Origin of the sequence: Streptomonospora halophila (assembly GCF_039542725.1) — a bacterium.
GTDB classification, from domain to species: Bacteria; Actinomycetota; Actinomycetes; order Streptosporangiales; family Streptosporangiaceae; genus Streptomonospora; species Streptomonospora halophila.
In genome coordinates, this window is record NZ_BAABIK010000005.1 from 1 (window position 1) to 22,263 (window position 22,263).

General features: G+C 73.4%; 21 protein-coding genes. 8 read left to right on the forward strand and 13 right to left on the reverse strand.

Annotated features, from left to right (window positions below; all coding sequences use genetic code 11):
- Positions 1-84 precede the first annotated feature (84 nt).
- Positions 85-1,323: a DUF6986 family protein gene (locus ABEA15_RS05790; RefSeq protein ID WP_345555893.1), complete on the reverse strand. Its 1,239-nt coding sequence runs from the start codon at positions 1,321-1,323 to the stop codon at positions 85-87.
- Between the two features lie 347 nt (positions 1,324-1,670).
- Here ABEA15_RS05790 and ABEA15_RS05795 point away from each other — a divergent pair, with 347 nt between their 5' ends.
- Positions 1,671-2,405 carry an IclR family transcriptional regulator gene (locus ABEA15_RS05795; protein ID WP_386699325.1) on the forward strand — a complete coding sequence of 245 codons (735 nt, stop codon included), beginning with the start codon at positions 1,671-1,673 and terminating at the stop codon, positions 2,403-2,405.
- Positions 2,406-2,581: 176 nt separating this feature from the next.
- On the opposite strand, the gene era is transcribed toward ABEA15_RS05795, so the two are convergent.
- The 6 genes from era to ABEA15_RS05825 all read right to left on the reverse strand — a co-directional run bounded on the left by era (position 2,582) and on the right by ABEA15_RS05825 (position 7,651).
- Positions 2,582-3,550 (reverse strand): GTPase Era, encoded by a 969-nt coding sequence (era, locus tag ABEA15_RS05800; RefSeq protein ID WP_344140518.1) that lies wholly within the window; start codon positions 3,548-3,550, stop codon positions 2,582-2,584.
- Positions 3,551-3,613: 63 nt separating this feature from the next.
- Complete coding sequence (locus ABEA15_RS05805) at positions 3,614-3,967, reverse strand: cytidine deaminase (RefSeq protein WP_344140520.1); 354 nt, start codon at positions 3,965-3,967, stop codon at positions 3,614-3,616.
- A 122-nt stretch (positions 3,968-4,089) separates the two neighbouring features.
- Positions 4,090-5,478 (reverse strand): hemolysin family protein, encoded by a 1,389-nt coding sequence (locus tag ABEA15_RS05810; protein ID WP_345555773.1) that lies wholly within the window; start codon positions 5,476-5,478, stop codon positions 4,090-4,092.
- Positions 5,475-5,972: an rRNA maturation RNase YbeY gene (gene ybeY, locus ABEA15_RS05815; RefSeq protein ID WP_344140524.1), complete on the reverse strand. Its 498-nt coding sequence runs from the start codon at positions 5,970-5,972 to the stop codon at positions 5,475-5,477. Before ybeY ends, ABEA15_RS05810 begins: the two co-directional genes overlap by 4 nt.
- Before the next feature lie 97 nt (positions 5,973-6,069).
- Entirely contained in the window at positions 6,070-7,119 is a 1,050-nt protein-coding gene (locus ABEA15_RS05820; protein ID WP_344140526.1) for a PhoH family protein, read from the reverse strand.
- A 175-nt stretch (positions 7,120-7,294) separates the two neighbouring features.
- Positions 7,295-7,651 (reverse strand): histidine triad nucleotide-binding protein, encoded by a 357-nt coding sequence (locus tag ABEA15_RS05825; protein WP_345555774.1) that lies wholly within the window; start codon positions 7,649-7,651, stop codon positions 7,295-7,297.
- Positions 7,652-8,241: 590 nt separating this feature from the next.
- On the opposite strand from ABEA15_RS05825, the gene ABEA15_RS05830 reads away from it, so the two are divergent.
- Positions 8,242-8,772 carry a SigE family RNA polymerase sigma factor gene (locus ABEA15_RS05830; protein ID WP_345555894.1) on the forward strand — a complete coding sequence of 177 codons (531 nt, stop codon included), beginning with the start codon at positions 8,242-8,244 and terminating at the stop codon, positions 8,770-8,772.
- On the forward strand, positions 8,769-9,509 hold the full coding sequence (locus tag ABEA15_RS05835) for a hypothetical protein (RefSeq protein ID WP_345555775.1): 741 nt from the start codon (positions 8,769-8,771) through the stop codon (positions 9,507-9,509). Before ABEA15_RS05830 ends, ABEA15_RS05835 begins: the two co-directional genes overlap by 4 nt.
- 203 nt (positions 9,510-9,712) lie before the next feature.
- Here ABEA15_RS05835 and ABEA15_RS05840 read toward each other — a convergent pair whose 3' ends face one another.
- The 3 genes from ABEA15_RS05840 to hrcA all read right to left on the reverse strand — a co-directional run bounded on the left by ABEA15_RS05840 (position 9,713) and on the right by hrcA (position 12,809).
- The gene (locus ABEA15_RS05840; RefSeq protein WP_345555776.1) at positions 9,713-10,498 is read right to left on the reverse strand and encodes a 16S rRNA (uracil(1498)-N(3))-methyltransferase; all 786 of its coding nucleotides are present in this window, start codon (positions 10,496-10,498) and stop codon (positions 9,713-9,715) included.
- 145 nt (positions 10,499-10,643) lie between these two features.
- Positions 10,644-11,795 carry a molecular chaperone DnaJ gene (gene dnaJ / locus ABEA15_RS05845; protein WP_344140534.1) on the reverse strand — a complete coding sequence of 384 codons (1,152 nt, stop codon included), beginning with the start codon at positions 11,793-11,795 and terminating at the stop codon, positions 10,644-10,646.
- Positions 11,796-12,809 carry a heat-inducible transcriptional repressor HrcA gene (gene hrcA, locus ABEA15_RS05850; protein ID WP_344140536.1) on the reverse strand — a complete coding sequence of 338 codons (1,014 nt, stop codon included), beginning with the start codon at positions 12,807-12,809 and terminating at the stop codon, positions 11,796-11,798.
- Between the two features lie 165 nt (positions 12,810-12,974).
- Here hrcA and ABEA15_RS05855 point away from each other — a divergent pair, with 165 nt between their 5' ends.
- The 3 genes from ABEA15_RS05855 to ABEA15_RS05865 all read left to right on the forward strand — a co-directional run bounded on the left by ABEA15_RS05855 (position 12,975) and on the right by ABEA15_RS05865 (position 15,912).
- Complete coding sequence (locus tag ABEA15_RS05855; protein ID WP_345555777.1) at positions 12,975-13,823, forward strand: DUF3097 domain-containing protein; 849 nt, start codon at positions 12,975-12,977, stop codon at positions 13,821-13,823.
- A 100-nt stretch (positions 13,824-13,923) separates the two neighbouring features.
- Positions 13,924-15,084, forward strand: coding sequence for a DUF4870 domain-containing protein (locus tag ABEA15_RS05860; RefSeq protein ID WP_345555778.1), 1,161 nt, complete (start codon positions 13,924-13,926; stop codon positions 15,082-15,084).
- A gap of 219 nt (positions 15,085-15,303) precedes the next feature.
- Positions 15,304-15,912: a DUF4870 domain-containing protein gene (locus ABEA15_RS05865; protein ID WP_345555779.1), complete on the forward strand. Its 609-nt coding sequence runs from the start codon at positions 15,304-15,306 to the stop codon at positions 15,910-15,912.
- 60 nt (positions 15,913-15,972) lie between these two features.
- On the opposite strand, the gene hemW is transcribed toward ABEA15_RS05865, so the two are convergent.
- From hemW to ABEA15_RS05880, 3 genes are all read right to left on the reverse strand, one after another.
- The gene (gene hemW / locus ABEA15_RS05870) at positions 15,973-17,205 is read right to left on the reverse strand and encodes a radical SAM family heme chaperone HemW (RefSeq protein WP_344140544.1); all 1,233 of its coding nucleotides are present in this window, start codon (positions 17,203-17,205) and stop codon (positions 15,973-15,975) included.
- A 61-nt stretch (positions 17,206-17,266) separates the two neighbouring features.
- Positions 17,267-17,911 carry an MOSC domain-containing protein gene (locus ABEA15_RS05875; RefSeq protein WP_345555780.1) on the reverse strand — a complete coding sequence of 215 codons (645 nt, stop codon included), beginning with the start codon at positions 17,909-17,911 and terminating at the stop codon, positions 17,267-17,269.
- A 67-nt stretch (positions 17,912-17,978) separates the two neighbouring features.
- A complete protein-coding gene (locus tag ABEA15_RS05880) occupies positions 17,979-19,019 on the reverse strand; it encodes a LacI family DNA-binding transcriptional regulator (RefSeq protein WP_344140548.1) in 1,041 nt (346 codons plus the stop codon).
- Between the two features lie 104 nt (positions 19,020-19,123).
- Between ABEA15_RS05880 and ABEA15_RS05885 the strand changes: the two genes are divergently transcribed.
- Together ABEA15_RS05885 and ABEA15_RS05890 are read left to right on the forward strand one after the other, a co-directional pair.
- Positions 19,124-20,776 (forward strand): glycoside hydrolase family 13 protein, encoded by a 1,653-nt coding sequence (locus ABEA15_RS05885; RefSeq protein ID WP_345555781.1) that lies wholly within the window; start codon positions 19,124-19,126, stop codon positions 20,774-20,776.
- 253 nt (positions 20,777-21,029) lie between these two features.
- Positions 21,030-22,262 carry a sugar ABC transporter substrate-binding protein gene (locus ABEA15_RS05890; protein WP_345555782.1) on the forward strand — a complete coding sequence of 411 codons (1,233 nt, stop codon included), beginning with the start codon at positions 21,030-21,032 and terminating at the stop codon, positions 22,260-22,262.
- Position 22,263: the final 1 nt, after the last annotated feature.

Below are 22,263 nucleotides of genomic sequence, written 5' to 3' on the forward strand. Positions count from 1 at the left end.
ACTGGCTGATCGGCGCCCCGGTCAAGCGGTCACTGATCGCCTACGACCACTGACCCGGGACACACAACAACTCCCATCAACGATCTAGCCGACCCGGCGTTGCGCCAGGGCCGCCAGGTCGTCGGCGCCCGCGCCGCACGCCGCGGCGACCTCGGGCTCGTCGAGGGCGCCGCACTGCAGTCCGCGGGTGAGCACCGCGGCAAGGGCCTGGGCCGTGGCGGGCTCGTCGAGGACGGTGCCGCCGACCGATCCCAGGTAGTCGGCCAGGCGGGCGGCCGCCGGGCCGAACGCCCGGCGGTAGAAGACGTAGGTGGCCAGGTACCGGGTGGGCAGCTGGTGCGGGTGCATGTCCCACCCCTGGTAGAAGGCCCGTTCCAGGGAGCGCACCACGAGCCGCGTGTGCAGCCGCCAGGCGGCGTGCACCTGCTCGGCCGCGCCCACGGGCAGCACGTTGGCGGCGCCGTCCGAGAGCCGGACGCCCGTCCCGGCGGCCGCGACCTGCATCACCGCCTTGGCGTAGTCGGCGGCCGGGTGGTCCATGGCCTGGTGCGCGGCGGTCACACCGCAGGCGGCGGTGTAGTCGTAGGTGCCGAAGTGCAGCGCGGTGACGCGGCCGCCGCCGGCCCGCACCATCCGGGCGAGGTCCGCGGTGCCGCCGGGTCCGATCACGCACTGCGGGGTCTCGACCTGCAGTTCAAACCGCAGCCGCCCCTCCGCCAGCCCGAACAGCCGCTCCATGCGGGCGAGCGCCCACGCGGCGGCCTCCACCTGCTCCACCGACGTGATCTTGGGCAGGGTGATCCGCAGGCCCTCCGGCAGCCCGCCGGCCGCCTCCAGCAGCCCGCTCAAGAACAGCGCCAGGCTGCGTGTCCCGCGGCGGCGCCCCTCGGCCTCCATGCCCTTCATGCGGATGCCGACGCCGGGCGGCGCGGTCCCGGCGGCGACGTCCGCGCCGAGCGCGGCCGCCGCCGCCCCGACGTGGGCGTCCTCCTCGTCGTCGGTGCGGACCCCGTAGCCGTCCTCGGCGTCGACGCGCAGATCCTCGACCGGTTCCCGGTCAAGCTTGGCCAGCACGCGAGGCAGTGCCGCGGCCACGTCGGCCTCCTCCAGGCCGGTCGCCGCGGCCAGCTCGGCCGCACCCGGGGCGAACGCGCGCAGCGCCGCCACCGCCTGCTCACCCCAGGCGGCGGCGAGGCCGCGCCTGATGCGGTCGGCGGGCACGTAGACGGTGTGCACCGGCTGCCGCCCGCCGTCCGCGCCGGGGTAGTCGCGGCGCAGCCGCGCGTCGGCGCGCGCGAGCCGGGCGTCCAGCCCGGCGTTCATCTCCTCCAGCGCCCCCGCCAGCCGCGACGGGGACGGGCCGGTGTCCGCGCCCGGCGCCACGCCCCCGCCGCCTCCGCCTGCAACCACCCCTGAGCCACCGCCTCACCACCGCCGCCTCCGCCCGGGCGGCCGCGCACTCGGACGCGGATGACGGAGACTCTCATCGCGCCTACGCCTTCTATATCGCGGACACTAACTTTTACAATTCGGAACAACAAGAGTCGGCGGGCTGCCGGCGGCCCCCGGGGGCGCCGCGGCCGCCGGAGCACGAGATGGGAGCAGCTGACTTGGCTTCGTCACAGGCGGCGGCCGACGCCGACCCCGCACCCAGGGCGCGCTCGGGCGGCGTGCAGTCGCTGGACCGCGCGTTCTCCCTGCTGGAGATCATGGCCGAGGCCGGAGGCGAGGTCTCGCTGAGCCGGCTCGCCGAATCCTCCGGCCTGCCGCTGCCCACCATCCACCGGATCATCCGCACCCTGCTCGCCAACGGCTACGTGCGCCAGCTCCCGTCCCGCCGCTACGCGCTGGGCCCCCGGCTCATCGGCCTGGGCGACAGCGCCTCGCGGATGCTGGGCACCTGGGCGCGCCCGCACCTGGGCCACCTCGTCGACGAGCTGGGCGAGACGGCCAATCTGGCCATGCTCGACGGCGACAAGGTCGTCTACGTCGCACAGGTGCCCTCTCAGCACGCGATGCGGATGTTCACCGAGGTGGGCCGGCGCGTACCGGCGCACTCGGCGGGCGTGGGCAAGGCGCTGCTGGCCCAGCTGCCGGAGAAGGAGGCGCTGGCGACGCTGCGCCGCACCGGTATGCCCGCCGCCACCGACCGCACCATCACCGGGGCTGAGGCCTTCCTCGCGGAGATGAACCGCATCCGCGAACGCGGCTACGCCATCGACGACGGCGAGCAGGAGGTGGGTGTGCGCTGCCTCGCCGTGCCCGTGCAGGGCGGACCGGCGATGATGGCGGTCTCGATCTCGGGCCCTGAGGCCCGGGTGAGCTGGGACTTCGTCGCCCGCGCCGCCCCGATCGTGCGCCGCACCGCCCTGCAGCTGGCCGGCGACCTCGATCACCGCGACTAAGCCTCCGGTGCCGCGGAGGGGCGGGCGCGTCACGGACGCGCTCGCACTCGGCCGGGGCCGCCGCAGACCGCCTCCGCCCCGCGGCCCCGGGGCCGCGGCACCGGGCCGCCGGGAGGGCCGCGCAGCCCGCGGCGAGACGGCCCGGCGGCGGGCGCGACCGGGGTCGGGCCCGGGGGTCAGGTCTGCTGGTCGAAGCCCAGGCGCCGCAGCTGCTTGGGGTCGCGCTGCCAGTCCTTGGCCACCCGCACCCGCAGGTCCAGATACACCCGGGCGCCCAGCAGCCCCTCGATGTGGCGGCGGGCGGCCGAGCCCACCTCCCGCAGGCGCGCGCCCTTGGCGCCGATCACGATCGCCTTCTGGCTGGGGCGCTCCACGTACAGCGACGCGTAGATGTCGATCATCTCGCGGCCCTCGCGGGTCTCCTGGCGCGGCAGCATCTCCTCCACCACGACCGCGATGGAGTGCGGGAGCTCGTCGCGGACGCCCTCCAGCGACGCCTCGCGGATCAGCTCGGCGACCAGCATCTCCTCGGGCTCGTCGGTGAGGTCGCCCCCGGGGTACAGCGGCGGGCCCTCGGGCAGGCGCTCGCAGAGCACGTCGGCCACCGTGTCGACCTGGAAGCCCGACTCCGCCGAGACCGGCACGATGTCGGCCCACTCCCCCAGCCGCTCCACCGCCATCAGCTGTTCGGCTACCGCGGCCTTGTCGGCGCGGTCGGTCTTGGTGACCAGCGCGATCACCGGGGTGTCCCGCTGAGCGGCGAGCTCACGGGCGATGTAGGTGTCGCCGCGCCCGATCGGCTCGTCCGCGGGGATGCAGAAGCCGATCGCGTCGACCTCGACCAGGGTCGAGCGCACCAGGCTGTCCAGCCGCTCCCCCAGCAGCGTGCGCGGCTTGTGCAGCCCGGGGGTGTCCACGATGATCAGCTGGGCGTCGTCGCGGTGCACGATCCCGCGCACCGTGCGCCGGGTGGTCTGCGGCCGGGTGCTGGTGATGGCCACCTTCTGGCCCACCAGCGCGTTCATCAGGGTCGACTTGCCCACGTTGGGGCGGCCGACGAAGCAGGCGAACCCGCTGCGGAAGCCCTCCGGGTAGGAGGGCATCTCCAGCGGAGTGCGCAGCTTGTCCAGGTCGAGGTCGTCCATCTCTCCAGTCTCATCCGCTCCCGCGGCGGACGCCACCGCCGCGGGTCCGACGCGCTCGCGCGCTCAGGGGTGCAGGACCGCGGTGGGCGTGCCGTCCGGAGCGGCCAGCACCACCAGCGGTGTCTTCATGTCGGCGGCCACGGCCCGGTCGGCCTCGGCCGGCTCCGCGGCCCGGGTCACGACCGCGGCGGCCTCCAGGGCGCCCGCTTCGCTGGAGACCGCCGCGGCGACGGCGGCCTGCAGTGCGGTGAGCTTCAGGGACGGCAGCGCCACGGTGGCCGCGGTGTAGGTGCGGCCGGTCTCGTCGCGCACCGCCGCGCCCTCGGCGGCCTGGGTGCGGGCGCGCGTGGCGCGCGCCAGGGTGACCAGCTTCTCGTCCTCGGGGTCGAGCTGCTCCGGCGCGGCTGGCTCGGTCACGGTGGGGTCTCCTCCCAGCGGGGTCGTGTCGTGGCCCGGAGCCGGCAGAACCCGGCATCCGGCGTTCCGCGGCGCGCAGGCAGGCGCTGCCGCGGCGGGCGGGGCGGGCCCCGCCGCGCGTCTTACTCCTCACCCGCCTCCGCGGACTCCAGCGCCTCCACCAGTACCGTGGCGGTCTGGTTGCGGCGTCCCACCGTGTCCTCGGCGGTCAGCCGCAACCCAGCGTAGACGGCCTGGGACCCCGTGATGGGCACGCGCCCCAGCGCGTAGGCGAGCAGCCCGCCGACCGTCTCGACGTCGGGGGCGTCCAGCTCGGTCCCGAACAGCTCGGCCAGCTCGCCCAGCGGCAGGCGGGCGGTCACGCGCGCCCGGCGCTCGTCCAGCCGCTCGATGGGCGGGACCTCGTCGTCGTACTCGTCGGTGATCTCGCCGACGATCTCCTCGACGATGTCCTCGATGGTGACCAGCCCGGCCGTACCGCCGTACTCGTCGATCACCACGGCCACGTGGATGCGCCGCTGCTGCATGTCGCGCAGCAGCTCGTCGATCGGCTTGGAGTCGGGCACGTAGGACGCGGCGCGCATGACGTCGCCCACCGTCTCGGCCCCGGCCGGCTCGGCCCTGCCGGCACCGGCGGCGCCGCGCGCCCACTCCTGGCGCATGCGCGCGACGACGTCCTTGAGGTAGACGATGCCCACGACGTCGTCCTCGTCCTGCCCGGTGACGGGGATGCGGGAGAACCCGCTGCGCAGCGCGAGGGACAGCCCGTCGTCGAGGGAGGAGTCGCGCTCGACGAAGACGATGTCGGTGCGCGGCACCATCACCTCGCGCACCGAGGTGTCGTCGAGCTTGAACACCGAGTGGATCATCTGCCGCTCTTCGGCGTCGATGACGTGGCCGCGCTCGGCCAGGTCCACCAGGCGGCGCAGCTCGCTCTCGCTCGTGAACGGGCCGCTGCGGTCCCCCAGGTTGCGCGGGGTCAGCGACCGGCCCAGCCGCACCAGCGTCCCCGAGACCGGGCCCAGCACCGGCGCGAGGGGCGCGAGGAAGGCGACGCTGGCCGCGGCCAGCGAGGCGGCGAACTGGCGGCCCAGGATGCGCGGTGTGACGCCGACGAACACGTAGTCAACGACGGTCATCACGACCACCGCGCAGGCGGCCGAGAGCCAGCCCAGGCCCAGCCAGCCGACGAAGCCCACCGCCAGCGCCACCGCGGCCAGCGCCTGGCAGGCCACGCGCAGCAGCAGCACCGTGTTCAGGTGCTCGGCGGGTTCGGCCAGGACCCGGCGCAGCCGCTGCGCCGCGGGTGTGTCGTCGTCGGCCGGCTCGGCCTCCATCCCCGAGGCGCGGGTGACCGCCACCTCCGCGCTCACGAAGAACGCGGCGGCCAGGGCGAAGACCAGCGCGGCGGGAAAGGCGTAGAGAGGGTCGATCCCGACCGCGCCCGCGGCCGCCGCCGTGTCCACCGGGGGCGTGGCCGCCGGCTCGGCACCCGGCCAGCCGGCGTTCATCGCGCGGTGTCTTCTCTCTCCTGCGGCCGGTCGCCCGCCGCACCGTCACCCGACCGCCAGCCCGCGAGCAGCTCGGCCTGGAGCCCGAACATCTCCTTGTGCTCGTCGGGTTCGGCGTGGTCGTAGCCCAGCAGGTGCAGGATGCCGTGCGTGCACAGCAGGTCGGTCTCCTCCTGGGCGCTGTGCCCGGCCTTCTCGGCCTGGCGGGCGGCGACCTGCGGACAGATGATCACGTCGCCCAGCACGCCCGGCTCCGACGGGCGGTCCTGACCGCCGGGGCGCAGCTCGTCCATCGGGAACGACATGACGTCGGTGGGCCCGGTCTCGTCCATCCAGCGCACGTGGAGCTCGGCCATCGGCTCCTCGTCGACGAGGACGATGGACAGCTCCGCCAGGGGGTGGATCCGCATGGCGTCCAGGACGAAACGGGCCAGCCGGCTCAGCCGTTCCTCGTCTGCCGGGACGCCGGACTCGTTCGCGACGTCGATACTCATTTTGCTCAGCGCGCCTTCGTCTCGTACTCGGTAGGGGGCGGCATGCGGGCCGCGCGCCCGTGCGTCCTGCGCACGGACCCGGCGGCCCGCGGCCGCGTCACCCGGAGGTGCCGGTGCCCGGGCCGGAGCGGGACGCCCCCGGCCGCCCGCGCGCGCTCGGGGAACCGTTCTGCTGCGTGTCGTACCGACCATAGGCGTCGACGATGGCGCTGACCAGCTTGTGCCGCACCACGTCGGTGCTGCTCAGGCGGCAGAAGCCGATGTCGTCGATGCCGTGCAGGATGTTCTCGATGGTGCGCAGCCCGCTGGTGGTGCCTCCGGGCAGGTCGACCTGGGTGACGTCGCCGGTCACCACGATCTTGGACCCGAAGCCCAGGCGCGTGAGGAACATCTTCATCTGCTCGGGTGAGGTGTTCTGCGCCTCGTCGAGGATGATGAAGGAGTCGTTGAGCGTGCGCCCCCGCATGTAGGCGAGCGGCGCCACCTCGATGGTGCCGGCCGACATCAGCTTGGGGATCGACTCCGGCGCCAGCATGTCGTGCAGCGCGTCGTAGAGCGGGCGCAGGTAGGGGTCGATCTTCTCGTAGAGCGTGCCCGGCAGGTAGCCCAGGCGCTCGCCCGCCTCGACCGCGGGGCGGGTCAGGATGATGCGGTTGACCTGCTTGTTCTGCAGCGCCTTGACCGCCTTGGCCATGGCCAGGTAGGTCTTGCCGGTTCCGGCGGGGCCGATGCCGAAGACCACGGTGTGGCGGTCGATGGCGTCGACGTAGTGCTTCTGGTTCAGGGTCTTCGGCCGGATGGTGCGCCCGCGCGCCGAGAGGATGTTGTGCGTCAGCACGTCCGCGGGGCGCTCGCCGCCGCCTCCCGGCGACCGCAGCATGCTCAGCGTGCGGTCGATGGCGTCGGGGGTGACCACGGTGCCGTTCTTCACGAGTTCGAGCAGCTCTTCGATCAGCCGCACCACCACCGAGGTCTCCTCGGGGCTGCCGCTGATCGTGATCTCGTTGCCGCGGACGTGGATGTCGCTGTCGAAGGAGCGCTCGACGGTACGGAGCAGCTCGTCGCCCGAGCCCAGCAGGTTGACCATCATGTGCTCTTCGGGCACCGCGATCTTCACCTGCGTGCTCTGTTGTGTTGACTCGACCATGATGTGGCCTTGCGGCCGTCTCGCCCCTGCCTCTCGCGAATACGGAGTCTGGAATCGGGTTCGCCTGTCGCGCGGCCCCGAGCCGGGGACGTGATCACCGTGGCCGCAGTGATCGAAGCGAACGCTGTCGTCGGTTTCCAGTCTACCAACGGGATCGCGGCGCCCCCGAGGGGTTTTATCCGGGGGGCCACTCCAGGCCGCGCCCGCCCAGCAGGTGGCAGTGCAGGTGGAACACCGTCTGCCCGGCGCCAGACCCGGTGTTGAACACCATGCGGTAGCCGGTGGAGGCGACGCCCTCGTCCTCGGCGATGGAGTGGGCCTCGCGCACGACCTCGTCCACGAGGCCGGTACCGGCCCCGGCGGCCGAAACGGCGTCGGGGTGGTGCTCGCGCGGGATCACCAGCACGTGCGTGGGCGCCTGGGGATTGATGTCGCGGAAGGCCAGCACGCGCTCGCCGTCGCGGACGATCTCGGCGGGTACCTCGCCGGAGACGATCTTGCAGAACAGGCAGTCGGGATCGGTCGTGCTCACCTGGGGCCTCTCCGTCCGGGTGGTCGTTGCGGCCGCCGCGCCGCCCCCGTCTCGGGATGCCGCGCGCACGGCGCACCCCATGATGCCCGAGTGGCGCACGGTGTGCTGAACGGGAATGTCCCGAGCCGGAGACCCACGCGCGGCGCCGCTGCGAATGGCGGCCGTGTTGGGCCGTCCGGCTGCCGAAGGCGGGCACCATCTTCTACGGTGTGCGTCACACCGTCCTTCCGCGGCGCCCTCCGCGCCGTCGTCCCGTCGCCAAGATGTCCCCTCTGCTAGTGGTGCTCCTGTGAGGTCGTCTCCAAAGCCGTCCGCTCCTGCGGGCGCATCCCGGCCGCCGCGCCCCTTCCGCGGCGCCGCGGGCTATCCTGTTGCTTCGCACAGCGTGGACCGCGCCGTCCTGTACCGTCAGCACACTGCCGGCGGCACGGGGACGGCGGACCGCGGGCACCCCCCGCGTCCGGGGCGGACCGCGGCGGGCGGTCCGAAGCACACGATCACGGCGATTTCGACGCGGAACGAGAAGTAGAGGTATGCCCTTTCGTAAACCCGACGACAAGGGCGCGCGTCAAACCGACGTGACTGAAACCATGGTCGCAGGAGCCCCGGCCGCACCGGTCGCCGTCGACTGGGACGCCGACCAAGCCGTCACCCAGCTGTACACCACGCAGTACCGACCGCTGGTCCGGCTGGCCACACTGCTCGTGCGCGACTCCGGAACCGCCGAAGAGGTCGTCCAGGACGCCTTCGTCGCCATGCACGGCGCATGGCGGCGGCTGCGCGACCCGAACAAGGCCCTCTCCTACCTGCGCCAGTCCGTGGTCAACCGGGCCCGTTCGGTGCTGCGGCACCGAGCCGTGGTAGAAAAGCACGCGCCCAAAGCCCTTCCCGACGCCCCCAGCGCCGAACAGGGCGCCATGGGTGAACTCGAACGAGCGGCCGTCATCGAGGCGCTGCGCGAACTCCCCACCCGGCAGCGGGAGGCGATCGTGCTGCGGTACTACGGCGACCTGTCCGAGGCGCAGATCGCCGACGCGATGGGCATCAGCCGCGGCGCAGTCAAGAGTCACACCGCCCGGGGGATAGCCGCGCTCCGCTCGGTTCTGGAGCAGACGACATGACCGAACCACCAGAGGACCCGATCGAAGAGCGCCTCCGCGCCATACTGCGCGCCGAGGCCGACTCCGTCGACTCCTCCCCCGAGGCGCTGAACGCCATCCGGGCCCGCACGCAGCGCACGAGCCGGCTGACCGCGCTGCTGAACGCCTCGTGGCTGCGGCCGTCGCTCGCGGTCGGGGCCGCGGCGCTGATCGCGGGTTCGGTTCTGCTGGGCACCCCCCAGGTGCGCGACCAGATCCTGCCGCAGTCGCTGACCAGTCCGACCGACGACACCGGCTCCCCGCCCGCGGGCGGCCCGGGCGCCACCGACAAGGACGGGATCACGAGCCCTCCGTCCCGCCCCGACCCCGCCGACCGGCCCAGCGGCGGCGCGGAGCCCACGACGCGGCCGGCACCCCCCGAGGAGCCCGAGAACAGCGGCGCGCCCTACGGCACGGCCGAGCACTGCTCCACCGGCGGCGAGCCGTCACCCGCTCCGAATCCGAGCTCCTCGACCGGGCCGGGCGCCGGCGCCGACGGCACGTCGCGGCCCGAGTGCGACTCCTCCGACGAGCCCACCGACCCCACCGAGGAACCCCAGCCGGAGGACCCCGGCGACGGCTCCACCGGCGACTCCACGACGCCGCCCGACGACGGCGGTAACGACACCGGCGGCGGCTCCGACACGCCCGGCACCTCCGACCCCGGCGACACCACCACGGGCACGGGCACCGGCGAGTCGGCGGTCGGGGTCGGCTAAGCGGTCGCCCGGCGCCGAAGCGGTGACGGGCGAGCGCGCGAGCCACGCGGTCGCCGCAGCGGCGAAGTCCCGGACGGCTGCCGGGGGTCCCGGCGCCGACCGCGCCCTCCCCCGGGCCCTTCACAGGGCGCCGGCGTTCCGCCCCGCTCCGGCGGTGCGGCCGCCGACGCTCCGAGCACCGCCCGGCGGCCGCACCGGCGGATTCACCACCGCCCGCAGCGCGCCTGGAGCACAGAGAGCGCGGCCACGCCGGCGGTGGACGTGCGCAGCACCGTCGGGCCCAGCAGGGCGCGCACCGCGCCCGCTGTCTCCAGCGCGCCCAGCTCGCTTTCGGAGAATCCGCCTTCGGGGCCGACCACCAGCACGATCCCGTCCTCGTCGGCGGGCCCCGCCCCCGCGCCGGCCGCGGGCGGCTCGGGTGCCGTCAGGCGCTCGGGCAGCGGCAGCGCCGAGAGGCGGACCCCGGCGTCCTCGTGCAGCACGACAGCGACGCCGGCCGCGGCGACCCGTGCGCAGGCCTCGCCGATTCCGGCCTGCTCGGTGACCTCGGGGATCCGGCTGCGCCGCGACTGCTTGGCGGCCTCGCGCGCGGCGGCGCGCCACTTGGCCAGCGACTTGGCCGCCCGCTCGGGCTTCCAGCGGGTGATGCACCGCTCGGCCGCCCAGGGCACGATGCGGTCGACGCCCGCCTCGGTCATGACCTCCACCGCCAGCTCGCCGCGGTCGCCCTTGGGCAGCGCCTGGACCACGGTGAGGTGCGGGCGGGGCGGCGGGTCGACGCCGCGCTCCTCGACCGCGCAGACCACGCGGTCCCCGCCGGCTTCGAGCACCCGGCAGCGCGCGCGGGTCCCGGCGCCGTCGACCAGGTGCAGGGGCTCGCCCACGGCGACCCGCCGCACCGTCGCGGCGTGCCGGCCCTCGGGGCCGGACAGCACCACGGTGCCGCCGTCGAGCCGGCCGGGTTCGCACAAGAAGACCGGAGGTGTCACACCTCACCCCAATTCCAGGGCCGGGCGCGGGCGCCCGGCACGACGGCCGGCCACAGACGCGGGCCGGCTCCGTGCGTGCGAGCACGCGGAGCCGGCCCGTGTCCGAGCGCCCGGCGGACGATCCGCGGAGGCCGCGGCCGAGGCCTCAGCGCGCCCCGAAGGCGTCGCGCAGCCGCGAGAACAGGCCGCCGTGGCCCGGGCTGAACTTGCCCGGAGGCTGGTCCTCGCCGCGCAGCTCGGCGAACTTGCGCAGCAGTGCCTCCTGCTCCTCGTCCAGCTTGGCGGGGGTCTCGACGTCGACCTGGATCATCAGGTCGCCGCGCCCCGCGCCGTCGAGGTGGCGGCTGCCGCGCCCCTGCAGCGTGATGACGTGGCCGGAGCCGGTGCCGGGCCGCAGGTCGATCTCCTCGGTGCCGTCGAGCGTCTCGAAGGTGAACGAGGCACCCAGCGCGGCGGCGGTCATCGGCACGGTTATGGTGCAGTGCAGGTCGTCGCCGCGCCGCTCGAAGGTCGGGTGCGGGCGCTGCACGATCTCCAGGAAGATGTCGCCGCGCGGGCCGCCGTTGGGGCCGACCTCGCCCTCGCCGGCCAGCTGGATCTGGGTGCCGTCCTCGACGCCCGCGGGGATCTGCACCTTGCGGGTGACCTTCTCGCGCACGCGGCCCTCGCCGGCGCAGTCGGCGCAGGGATCGGTGATGACCGAGCCCTGCCCGGAGCACTGCGGGCACGGCCGCGTGGTCATGACCTGGCCCAGGAACGACCGCGCGACCTGCGAGACCTCACCGCGCCCCTGGCACATGTCGCAGGTCTGGCGGTGGGTGCCCTTGGCCGTGCCCTCGCCCTGGCAGGTGTTGCACAGCACCGCCGTGGGGAAGGTGACGTCCTTGGTCACGCCGAACGCGGTCTCGGAGAGGTCCAGCTCGATGCGGACCTTGATGCTGCGCCCGCGCCGCGCCCGGTCGCGGGGGCTGCGCCCGCCGCCGGGCTGGCCGCCGCCGAAGAACGCGTTCATGATGTCGTCGAAGGGGAAGCCGCCCGCGCCGAAGCCGCCGGCCCCCGCTCCGCCGCCTCCGCCGGAGGGCGCGAAGGGATCGGCGCCCATGTCGAACATCCGGCGCTTGCTGTCGTCGGAGAGGACCTCGTAGGCCTGGGTCACTTCCTTGAAGCGATCCTGCGTGGCCGGGTCCGGGTTGACGTCCGGGTGGAGTTCGCGGGCGAGCCGCCGATACGCCTTCTTGATCTCGTCCTTGGATGCGTCGCGCCGCACCCCGAGGATCTCGTAGTAGTCTCTCGCCACTTACTGCCCCGCAAGTATCTGTCCGAGGTACCGAGCCACAGCGCGTACCGCTCCCATCGTTCCTGGGTAGTCCATCCGAGTGGGGCCGACCACACCGATCTTGGCCAGAGGCTGATCGCCGATCCCGTAACCGGCCGAGACGATCGATGTGGATCTCAGACCCTCGTGAGAGTTCTCGGCGCCGATGCGCACCGTCAGCATGGAAGGGTCGCCCGCCTCTCCCAGCAAACGGAGCAGCACGACGTTTTCTTCCAAAGCCTCGAGTACGTCCCGCAGGCTAGCCGACAAATCCATCGCGGCGAGATTCGCCGTACCACCGAGGACGATCTTCTCGTCGTGGCGCTCGACGAGGCTCTCCAGCAGAACCGACAGCACGGCCGCGGCAAGGGCGCGGTCGTCCGGCGGCAGCTGGCCGGGCAGATCCTCCACGGCACTGGGGACCTCGGTGAGCCACGTGCCCACCAGAGCCCGGTTGAGCATCTGCCGGAGGCTGTCCACAGCGTCCTCGCTGACCGCCTCCAGACCGTCTATGACCCGCTGCTCGACGCGGCCGGTGTCGGTGATGAGGACCATCATCACGCGCTGCTGGCCCAGCGGGACCAGCTCCACGTGCTGAACCGACGACCGCGTGAGCGACGGGTACTGTACCACCGCCACCTGGCGTGTGAGCTGGGCCAGCAGGCGCACCGTGCGCCCCACGATCTCGTCGAGGTCGACCGCGCCGCCGAGGAAGGTCTCGATGGCGCGCCGCTCGGCTCCGGAGAGCGGCTTCACGGTGGACAGCCGGTCCACGAACAGCCGGTAGCCCTTGTCCGTGGGGACCCGCCCGGCGCTCGTGTGCGGCTGGGCGATGTAGCCGTCCTCCTCCAGGGCCACCATGTCGTTGCGGATGGTAGCGGGGGAAACACCGAGGGTATGCCGGTCCGACAGCGCCTTGGACCCCACGGGCTCGTTCGTGGACACGTAATCCTCGACGATCGCACGCAGAACCGCCAGCTTCCGCTCGTCGAGCACGTGCTCACCTCCTGGCACTCCATGGTCCTAAGTGCTAATTCTATGCCGTCGTGCAAGGTCGGATCGAAAACGGGCCGCCGGATCCCGCCGCACGGCGGCGCGTCGCCTCCGACCGGCCCCCGCGCCGCCCAGCGCGGCGGCGCGACCGCGGATACAATCCCCGCCGTGCACACCAACTCCGACAGCTCGGGCAAGAGGTACGGCCCAGACGTCCTGGCGGGCGAGTGGCGCCTGCCGCGCAAGGGCGCCGTCGCCGAGGTCGCGCTGGAGCAGGGGATCGTCCTGGAGTCGGCCGACGAGGGGTTCTGCGGCGCCGTCGTGGGATGGGACAAGCGGACCGTGACCCTGGAGGACCGGCACGGCCGCCACCGCGTCTTCGACCTCGAACCCGCGGCCTTCCTCCTCGACGGCCGCCCCGTGACCGCGGTACGGCCCGCCGCGGAGCCCTCGGGCCCGGCCCGCAGCGCCTCCGGGTCGATCGCCGTGCGGGGCGCGCGCCCGCGGGTGGCCAGGCAGAGCCGCATCTACGTCGAAGGCGTCCACGACGCCGAGCTCGTCGAGAAGGTCTGGGGGCACGACCTGCGCGTGGAGGGCGTGGTCGTGGAGTACCTCGAAGGCGTCGACCACCTGCCCGCGATCGTGGCCGACTTCGGCCCGGAGCCGGGTCGGCGGCTGGGCGTCCTGGTGGACCACCTGGTGCCGGGCTCGAAGGAGAGCCGCATCGCCGAGCAGGTCGCCTCGCCCGACGTGCTGGTCACCGGCCACCCCTTCATCGACATCTGGCAGGCGGTCAAGCCGTCCGTGCTGGGGTTCTCCGCGTGGCCGCGGGTGCCGCGCGGCGTATCGTGGAAGGAGGGGGTCCTGCGGGCACTGGGCAGCGACGAGGAGCCCGGTGAGGCCTGGCACCGGATCCTGGGGTCGGTGCGCAGCTACGCCGACCTCGAACCGGAGCTGCTGGGCCGCGTCGAAGAGCTCATCGACTTCGTCACCGCGGCGCACGGGGTGCAAGACTAAGACGTGTCCGGGCGTACCGCGCGCGAGGGGTGCGCGGTGGCCTGACGGGGCACCTGATGGCACTATCGGCCCAACGCAATCGGCACAGCCAAGGGACAAGATGAGCGAGACCCCGCCCAACCGACCACAGCCCCAGGAGGGGCCCTCCGGTGACCAGTCGGCACCAGGCCGCGCTCCCTCTGGCGGGCAGCCCGGCCAGGGGCAGGCGGGCACCGGCGAGCAGCCCGGCTACGGGCAGCCCGAGTACGGCCAACCCAGCGGGGGGCAGCCCGCCTACGGACAGCCCGAATACGGGCAACCCGGCGCCGCGCAGCCGGACTACGGCCAGCCCAGCGGCGGCCAGCCCGGCTACGCTCAGCCCGGATACGGCCAGCCCAGCGGCGGACAGCCCGGCTACGGACAACCCGGCTACGGCCAGCCCAGCGGCGGACAGCCCGGCTACGGCCAGCCCAGCGGCGGACAGCCCGGCTACGCTCAGCCCGGATACGGACAACCCGGCTACGGACAACCCGGCTACGGACAACCCGGATACGGCCAGCCCAGCGGCGGACAGCCCGGCTACGGACAACCCGGATACGGCGAGCAGCCCTACCAGCAGCAGGCCCCCGGATACCCGCAGCCGCAGCAGCCCCAGCCGGGATACGGGACGGCGCCGGGCCAGCAGCAACCGGGTTACGGCCAGCCGCAACCCGGCCATCCCCAGGCGCCCTACCAACAGCCCCAGCCCGGTTACCAGCAGCCGCAGCAGCCCGGGTACGGGCCGCAGCCGGGCGCGCCGCAGCAGCAGGGCTACGAGCAGCAGCCGGGCGCCTTCCCCGGCGGCCCGCCCCCGGGGCAGCAGGGCTACCCCCAGCAGGGCTTCCCCCAGCAGCCCGGCTACGCTCCGGGCCGACCTCACCGGCCCGACGCCTCCGACGACGCCACCTGGGCGATGATCGCCCACCTCTCCGGCGTCATCCTGTCGTGCTTGGGCTGGCTGCCCGCCCTGATCATCTACTCGGTGAAGCGCAAGGACTCCCCGTTCGTCCGCCATCAGGCGGGCGAGGCGCTGAACTTCCAGCTGACCCTGCTGATCCCCTACTTCATCGCCTGGGCGGTCTACATCGGCCTCGGGGTCTTCGCACCGTCCATCTCCTGGATCGGCTCCGTGCTCGTGGCGGTGATCTGGGTGGCCTCGATCGTGCTCGGCGTGCTGGCCGCGCTCAGCGCGAACCGCGGCAGCCAGTACCGCTATCCGGTGTCGATCCGCATGGTCAAGTGACCGGCCGCGGGGCGCGGGCGGGCGGGCGGCGCCGCCGGCCCGCGCCGCGCGGGAACCCAGCACCCGGTTGCGGAGTCTGACCGGGAGAGGCCTTCAGCGGCCGGGCGCCCGGCCGAGACTCACGAGGCCCGGCCGTCCGGCAGGAGCGGCGCCGCGCCTGATGCGATCGCAGCGCCCCCGGCGGACGCCGGGGGCCACTCACAGAGGAGACCAGCAGACATGAGCTACCCACCCCAGCCGGACCAGCCCCACGGCGGCGGCCAGCAGCAGCCCGGCGGCTACCCGAACTACCCCGGCGGCTACAGCCCGCCGCCCGGGGTCGACCCCAACTACGGGCCCCAGTCGGGTCCGCAGCAGGGCTACGGTACGGGCCCCCAGCCCGGATACGGCCAGCAGCCCTACCCCGGCGGCCAGCCGCAGTACCCGGCGCCGGTGCAGGGCTACCAGCAGGGATACCACCAACAGGGCTACCAGCAGGGCTACGGGCAGCCCGGCGGCCAGTACAACCCCTCCGCCGACGAGCGGCAGATGGCGCTGATCACCCATCTGGGCGGGCTGCTCACCACGTGGGTGCTCCCGCTGATCATGTACTTCGTGAAGAAGGACGAGTCGCCCTACATCCGCCACCAGGCGGCCCAGGCGTTCAACTTCCAGATGACGATGTTCATCGGGCAGCTCGTGTCCTACCTGCTGATGATCGTCATCATCGGCTTCATCACCATCTTCGCCGTGATCGCCGTCGCGGTCATCTTCGCCATCATCGCCGCTGTGGCTTCCAACAAGGGCGAGTGGTACAAGTACCCGATGGCCATCCCGATGCTGAAGTAGCCGGTCTCCGCCCCGGAACAGGGAGGGCGCCGGCGACCGAGCGATCCGGCATGGGCGCCCTCAGGCCAGCCGGCGCACCACCGCGTCCGCCAGCAGCCGACCGCGCCGCGTCAGCACGGCGCGGCCTTCGGCGTGCGCGCCGGCCTCCAGCAGACCCTCCTCCACGGCGCGCTCCGCGTCGCCGCGCCCGCGCTCGTCGAGCAAGTCCAAAGGGCAGCCCTCGGCCAGGCGCAGCTCGAGCATGATCCGTTCGAAGCGGCGGTCGGCCTCGCCGAGCACCTCGCGGGCGTGGCCGGGCGAGCGGTCCTCGGCGAGGCGGGCGGCGTAGGCCGCGGGGTGCTTGACGTTCCACCAGCGGGTGCCGCCGACGTGGCTGTGCGCGCCGGGGCCGATCCCCCACCAGTCGCCGCCGGTCCAGTAGAGGCGGTTGTGCCGGCTGCGCGCCTCGTCGCCGCGGGCCCAGTTGGAGACCTCGTACGGGTGCAGGCCGGCGGCGGTGAGCGCGTCGTCGGCCATGGTGTAGCGGTCGGCCAGCACGTCCTCGTCGGGTTCGGTCAGCTCGCCGCGGCGCACGCGCGCCGCCAGGCGGGTGCCGTCCTCGACGATCAGCGAGTAAGCCGAGACGTGGTCGACGCCCGCCTCGACCGCCGCCCGCAGCGACTCCTTCCAGTCGGCGTCGGTCTCGCCCGGCGTTCCGTAGATCAGGTCCAGGTTGACGTGGTCGAACCCGGCCTCGCGCGCCCACTGGGCGCACTGCTGGGGCCGTCCCGGTGTGTGGGCGCGGTCCAGGACCGCCAGCACGTGCTGCGCGGCGCTCTGCATGCCGAAGGAGACACGGGTGAAGCCCTGTTCTCGCAGCCGGGCCAGCACACCGGGGTCGACGGTCTCGGGGTTGGCCTCGGTGGTCACCTCGGCGCCGGGCTCCAGGCCGAACTCGGTGCCGACGGCCGCGAGGATGCGCCCCAGGTCCTCAGGCGGCAGCAGCGTGGGGGTGCCGCCGCCGAAGAACACCGTGCTGACGGGGATCTCGGCGGAGCCCAGGACGCGGCGGGCCAGGCGGATCTCGGCGACGGCCCGGTCGGCGTAGTCCTCGCGGGTGGCGGTGTGTCCGCCGTCGCGCGAGCGCAGCTCGGCGGCGGTGTAGGTGTTGAAGTCGCAGTAGCCGCAGCGTGTGGCGCAGAAGGGCACGTGCACGTACACGCCGAAGGGGCGGGTTCCCGCGCCGGCTGCGGCGCCGGCGGGCAGGGAGCCGTCGGCGGGAACGGGCTCGCCGTCGAGAGGCACGGAAGGCATGCTTCCAGTGTCGGCGACGCCGGCGACCGAACGGTCCGCCGCCGGGCCCCGGCTGGGCTGCTCAGCCCTGGGCGGGGCGCACTCCGAGGGCGGCGGCGGACTCCTCCCACACCGCCGAGCGGCCCGGAAGGGCCAGGACCCGGCGCAGCAGCTCGGGGTCGCGCTCATAACGGGCGCGGAACGCCGCGGCCACGCCGATGCCGTGGTCGGGCCGGTGCACCACGGTGATCCCGTCGCCCGCGGCCAGCTCCCCCTCGGCCAGGACACGCAGGTAGACGCCGGTGCGCCCTTCAGCGGTGAACCGCTTGACCCAGCCGGTCTCGGCCATCCAGGACCGGAACACCCCGCAGGGTGTGCGCGGGAGGGCGGCCTCCAGCAGGACGGTTCCCACGCGCCAGCGCTCACCGATCAGCGCGGTGCCGAGGTCGATGCCGCGTGTGGTGAGGTTCTCGCCGAAGACGCCGTCCCGCAGCGGCCGGCCCAGGCGCTCCTGCCAGAGGTCCAGGTCCTCCCGGGAGTAGGCGTAGACGGCCTTGTCGGGGCCGCCGTGGTTGTCGCGGTCGGCCTGCTGGTCGCCGGCGACGCCGAGCGTGTGCACGGCCACGGGACCGGAAACCGGGCGCTTGTCGATGGCGGTGCGCTTGAGGCGACCCGCCCAGTCGGCGGAGACCGCGGTGCCGGTGTTGACCGAGGCGACGATGGGCATGGGCCACAGGCTAGAGCACGCCGCCCCCGGGGCCCGGTGGGACCCCGGCGCCCGCGGCCGCGGGCGCTCATGACACGCCGGCGGGCCTGGCGCGGACCGCGGAGGACGCCGGCGCGGCGGCGGTGGAGCCGCGCACGACCAGCTCGGGGTCGAACAGGTACTCGGTGCGGGAGACGCTGTGGCCGGCGATCTCGTCGCAGAGCGTGCGCACGGTCGCCATGGCCATGGCCTGTATCGGCTGGCGCACGGTGGTCAGCGGCGGGTCCGTGAAGGCGATCAGCTGGGAGTCGTCGTAGCCCACCACGGAGAAGTCGCCGGGCACGGACAGGCCGCGCTGGCGGGCGGCGCGCACCGCTCCCAGCGCCATGAGGTCGGAGCCGCAGACCATGGCGGTGACCCCGCGCTGCAGCAGCCGGGATGCCGCGGCGTGGCCGCCCTCGACGCCGAACAGCGACAGCTCGACCAGGTCCTCGGTGTCGAGACCGTGTTCGGCCATGGCCGAGCGGTAGCCGATGAGCTTGCGCTGGACCGGCACGTAGCGCTCGGGGCCGCTGGTGAAACCGATCCGGGTGTGGCCCAGTTCGGCCAGGTGGCCGACCGCCAGCCGTCCGGCCTCGCGGTCGTCGCAGGAGACGAACGCGGCCGGCACCTCCTCGGCGAAGCCGTTCACGAGCACGATCGGCAACTTCTGCGCGATCAGGCGGTGGTAGCGGCCGTGGTCCGCCGTGGCGTCGGCGTGCAGTCCGGAGACGAAGACGATACCGGAGACGTTGCGCTCCAGCAGCAGTTCGACGTACTCGTCCTCGACGATGCCGCCCGGGGGGCGGGTGCACAGCACCGGGGTGTAGCCCTGCCGGGCGAGCGCGCCCTCGGCCGCCTGGGCGAACATCGGGAACACCGGGTTCTCCAGCTCGGGTACGACCATGCCGACCAGGCCGGCGGAGCGCCGCCGCAGGCGCTCGGGCCGCTCGTAGCCCAGCACGTCGAGCGCGGTGAGGACGGCCGCCCGGGTTTCGGAGCCGACGCCGGGCTTGTTGTTCAGCACTCGGGAGACCGTCGCCTCGCTCACGTCGGCATGGCGGGCTATGTCGGCCAAACGTGGACCCATGCGAGCACTCTAATGCAGTTTCCGCCCGACCCTTGCAACCGGTAGGTAATCTTGCGCAATAGTTTGCACGAACCGCCGTCCAGGCAACGGAGGGAACGACCCCTATGCCCAACCCCCCGGACCACGGGAACGCACCGCCCGCCACAGGCAGGGAGTGGTGGCGCGACGCCGTCATCTACCAGGTCTACGTCCGCAGCTTCGCCGACTCCGACGGCGACGGCGAAGGCGACCTGCGCGGCGTGCGCAGCAGGCTCCCCGAACTTGCCGCGCTCGGAGTCGACGCGGTGTGGCTGACCCCCTTCTACGTGTCCCCGCTCGCCGACGGCGGCTACGACGTGGCCGACTACCGCGACGTCGACCCCCGCTTCGGCACGCTGGCCGACTTCGACGACCTCACGCAACGCGCCCATGAGCTGGGGCTGCGCATCATCATCGACGTCGTGCCCAACCACACCTCCTCGGCCCACGCCTGGTTCCGCGAGGCGGTGGCGGCCGCTCCGGGCGACCCGGCGCGCTCGCGCTACGTCTTCCGCACGGGGCGCGGACCCGGCGGCGACCGGCCGCCCAACAACTGGAGGTCGATCTTCGGCGGCCCGGCGTGGACACGGCTGAAGCGGCCCGACGGCACGCCCGAGGAGTGGTACCTGCACCTGTTCGACCCCGAGCAGCCCGATCTCGACTGGACCAGCCCCGACGTGCACGCGGAGTTCGACGACGTACTGCGCTTCTGGCTGGACCGCGGCGTCGACGGGTTCCGCATCGACGTCGCCCACGGCATGGTCAAAGACCCCGCACTGCCCGACCTGCCGGAAGGCCAGAAGGCCGACCTGCTCGACGGCTCCGTCGAGCTGCCCTACTTCGACCAGGACGGCGTGCACGACATCTACCGCCGGTGGAACGCGATCGTGGCCTCCTACCCCGGCGAGCGGGCACTGGTCGCCGAGGCGTGGGTGGAGGACGCGCCGCGGGTGGCGCGCTACCTGCGCCCCGACGAGCTGCACCAGGCGTTCAACTTCCAGTTCTTGACCGCGGGCTGGGACCCGGCGGTGCTGCGGCGGGTCGTCGACGACTCGCTGGCGGCCAACGGCGCCGTGGGAGCGCCGACGACGTGGGTGCTGTCCAACCACGACGTCACCCGCCACCCCACCCGCTTCGGCGCCGGGGAGCGCGGACTGCGCCGGGCGCGCGCCGCCGCCCTGCTCGCGCTGGCGCTGCCGGGCTCGGCCTACCTCTACCAGGGCGAGGAGCTGGGCCTGCCCGAGGTGACCGACCTGCCCGAGGACGCGCTGCAGGATCCGACGTGGGAGCGCTCCGGCCGCACCGAGCGGGGGCGCGACGGGTGCCGTGTGCCGCTGCCGTGGGAGGGCGGCGAGGAGCCGTACGGGTTCGGGCCCCCCGGCACCCGGCCGTGGCTGCCGATGCCCCCGGAGTGGGGGCGCTACAGCCGGGAGGCCCAGCGCGGCGATCCCGACTCCACGCTGGCGCTGTACACCTCCGCGCTCGGGCACCGGCGCGCGTCGATCGACCCCGCCGCGGACCTGGCCTGGATCGACGCCGGCGCGGGGGTGCTGGCCTTCACCCGCGGCGACGGGTTCGCCTGCGCGGTCAACCTCGGCGGTGAACCCGCCGAGCTCCCGGCGCCGCTCCCCGCCCCGCGCACGCGGGTGCTGCTGGCCAGTGGCCCCGTGCGGGAGGGCGCGCAGGCGCTCGTGCTGCCACCCGACACGGCGGTGTGGCTGGTGCCCGCCGAGAGCTGAACGGGGTTTTCGGGGGCCCGGAGGGCGGCGTGCGCGGGCGCACGCCGCCCTCCGGCGCGCTCCCGAGGTCCGAGCGCGGGCCCGCTTTGGCCCTCCCGCCGGCTTCGGCCGCGTTTCCACATTGTGACCGGATTTCTCTGCAAGACCTTTCAGTTATTGCAAAGTATTGCTAGCGTCACTTCACCTCCTACAACCGACAAGCCGGGACAGATCGGGGGAGCGTCCGCGGCGTCACGCCCGAAAAGGGAGCCACATGAGAATCCGCAGCGCCGGCCTCCTCGCCGGAACCGCCGCCCTCGCGCTTGCGACGGCGTGCGCAGGTGGAGGCCAGGAGGCCGACCAGCCCCAGGGTGGAATGGTCATCTGGGCAGATCCCGAACGGACCGCGGTACTGGAGCCCTTCGCCGAGGAGTTCGGCGAGGCCAACGGGATCAAGGTCGACGTGCGCGAGGTGGCCGTCGACACGATCCAGGCCGACTTCGTCACCGCGCACGAGGGCGGATCCGGACCCGACGTGCTCGTCGGCGCCCACGACTGGATCGGGAACCTGGTGCAGAACGGCGCCATCGACCCCGTCCAGCTGCCGCAGGAGAAGGTCGACGCCCTCAACGACGTCGCCGTCGAGGCCACCACCTACGACGGCCGGCTCTACGGCGTGCCCTACGCCATGGAGAACCTCGCGCTGATCCGCAACACCGCGCTCGCGCCCGAGGCGCCCGAGACCGTCGAGGACCTCGTCGAGACCGGGTCGCGGCTCAAGGACGAGGGCGAGGTCCAGGAGATCCTCGGCCTCCAGGTCAGCCAGACCGGCGACCCCTACCACATGCAGCCCTTCTACACCTCCGCCGGCGGATACCTCTTCGGCACCGGCGACAACGGCGCCCCCGACCCCTCCGACCTGGGTGTGGGCAAGCCCGCGTCCGTCGAGGCGTTCGAGCGGATCGCCGAGTTCGGCGAGGAGGGCGAAGGCGCGTTCAAGCGCTCGATCGACGGCGACAACGTCGGCAGCCTCTTCACCCAGGGCAAGACCGCCTACTTCGTCACCGGCCCCTGGTCGCTGGCCGCGGTGCAGGAGGCCGGCGTCGAGTACGGCATCTCGCCCGTCCCCGGCTTCGAGGGCGGCGAGGAGCCGGTGCCCTTCGTCGGCGTGCAGGCGTTCTTCGTGGCCTCCGGCAGCAAGAACAAGGTGCTGGCCCAGGAGTTCGTCACCAACTACGTCACCGACCCCGAACTCGCCACAGCGCTGTACGAGGCCGACCCCCGCCCGCCCGCGCTGAACGAGGTCGCCGAGAAGGTCGGCGAAGAGGACGCCGACGTCGGCGCGTTCACCGACGCGGGCGCCAACGGGCGGCCCATGCCGGCCATCCCCGAGATGGACGCCGTCTGGGACCCCTTCGGCAAGGCGCAGGCCGCGGTGATCGGGGGCGCCGACCCGAAGGAGGCCGTCGAGTCGGCCGCCGAGGCGATCCGCGAAGAGATCGGCTGAC